Annotated in this window: 2 protein-coding genes; both read right to left on the bottom strand. The window is 43.4% G+C overall.

Features of this window, described 5'->3' with window-relative positions; all coding sequences use genetic code 11:
• A partial coding sequence (locus tag ABUA47_RS24895; RefSeq protein ID WP_349832310.1) for a hypothetical protein occupies positions 1-304 on the bottom strand: 304 nt, incomplete at its 3' end.
• Between the two features lie 458 nt (positions 305-762).
• Positions 763-1137: hypothetical protein (locus tag ABUA47_RS24890; protein WP_349832308.1), on the bottom strand; the 375-nt coding region annotated here is incomplete at its 5' end.

Below are 1137 nucleotides of genomic sequence, written 5' to 3'. Positions count from 1 at the left end.
CATCATAATAATAGCTTAGCTCGTCATCTTTCAGATACTCCATTGCATATTGACTGGCTTGTGCCCAAAGGGTATTATACAATGTCGCAATTTCCGGCCTTGTTTCATAATACTGCCATATCTTATGGTTAAGCACTAAAACCAGTTCCGTGAGATACTTGTAGTTCTCTTTCCACTCCTTAAAAGCACGGTTGAAAGTGTCCTGTACCGCCGAAAGACCAAATCGGTCAGCAATGGAAAAATCATTCCAAAAGGTTGTTTGCAATTCATAACCGTTCTCTAACATAAATTCTCTGAATGTCATAATGCCTCAAATTTTAAAGATTAATATTTTATTTATTTCCCTTCGATACTTCCTGTACCGAAAGGTTGATTATTTTTCTGCCCACGGGATTGGCGGCCAGAACAGGCAAGGAGGATGCGGAAAATACACTCTTCGATATTTCGGAGAGGAAGATTTTACAGCAGCAAGTGTCAGCGATCCTTGACAGGACGGACAGCCGGCAATCGAATTTTGCAGGGAAATAACCAGGCTTGCGGGATAGAAATATAGGGGGTAGCTGGGATGGGGCTATAAAGGAGGGCCGGAGTCTAAAAAAGGAAACTGGCACAAGCGGCCACCTACAACAGTTGGGCGGGGACATTCATAAATGTGTAAAAAGGACTGGTTTCCCACCACATTTTTGCAGAAATATACGGCATAAAACACAAGTGCCGTAACAGCCTCTTGAGAAAGCGTTACGGCATTTGTTTAAGTACAGGTTACAGGCTTTTTACCTGAACGAGGTTGTCCTGTAGAGTTTTCCAGCCATACACTGCTGCCACATAGGGGTGGAGGGAACGTGTAACTTGGCGAAAACCATTCTCGTCAATTTCATAGTTGTAGATTTTTGCGGCAATCTGTTCTGCGTCGTCACGATTTTCAGCGACACGGTACAAAACATAATTCGTGCCATCATGGTGCGACATACGGCCTCGTATATCGTAGCCGTCACCGTACCACTCTGCATCATACTGTGTAGATTGTAATATCCCGGCAATGTTGTCACCCAAAATTTGATAGCCTTGTTTGCGTCCGTTCCACAATCCTAAATCTCCAAATGCAATAATGACTCCATTGACATCCTTGTTTAGGTT

The organism is Bacteroides sp. RTP31139st1_H2_RTP31139_211217 (genome assembly GCF_040227615.1).
GTDB lineage: Bacteria > Bacteroidota > Bacteroidia > Bacteroidales > Bacteroidaceae > Bacteroides > Bacteroides uniformis.
The sequence above is the reverse complement of the archived record's forward strand: the minus strand, read 5'-3'. Positions and strand labels throughout refer to the sequence as shown.